1 protein-coding gene is annotated in these 740 nt (G+C 62.7%); it reads left to right on the top strand.

The window, feature by feature from the left end; all coding sequences use genetic code 11:
- Positions 1 to 740, top strand: a 740-nt coding sequence (locus NX784_RS28725; RefSeq protein ID WP_258820084.1) for an alkaline phosphatase family protein, incomplete at both ends; no start/stop codon positions are given.

Genomic DNA, 740 nt, shown 5'->3' on the forward strand with positions numbered 1-740 from the left:
AGCATCGACGGCTTGCACCAGCAGGATCTCGCTGCCTGCATCGCGGCCGGCACGTGTCCGAACATTGCCAGCCTGGCGAATACGGGCGTGACCTACACGGGCGCGAACACGCCCGGCCTGTCCGACTCCGTTCCGGGACTTGCCGCCCTCGTGACGGGCGGCAGCCCGAAGAGCACGGGCCTGTTTTACGACGACATCTACGATCGACATCTGTACGCCGGTACGGACGCCACCTGCACGGGCGCGCAGGGCGTAGAGGTGTTGCTGCAAGAGCAGGCGGGTGAAGATGCCTTCAACGGCGGTGCTCTCGCCCACCTCGACGGCGGCGGTGATTTCAATCCCCAACAAATTCCACGGATGAAGAACGCTGCGGGCAGCTGCGTACCCGTCTATCCGCACAATTTTATCCAGACCAACACCATCTTCGAAGTCGTCCGCCAGAATATTGCCGGGGCATACACGGCCTGGGCGGACAAGCATGCGTGGGGGACCGATTGGGTCAATGGCCCGTCGGGCACGGGCGTGATGGACCTGGCCCGCACGGAGATCAACTCGGATTTCAATACCGCGCGCGGCCTCGCCAGCCCCGCGGGCTACGATTTCACCAAGACGCCCACGGAGACCAAGGTATTCGATCATTTCCATACGCAGATCATCCTCAACCAGATCGACGGACTTGACTCGACCGGCGTGGTCAGCGCTGCGGCAGGCGGCTCCCTCAAGAGCAACAAAATTCCGGT

This window comes from Massilia pinisoli, from assembly GCF_024753285.1.
GTDB classification, from domain to species: Bacteria; Pseudomonadota; Gammaproteobacteria; order Burkholderiales; family Burkholderiaceae_D; genus Telluria; species Telluria pinisoli.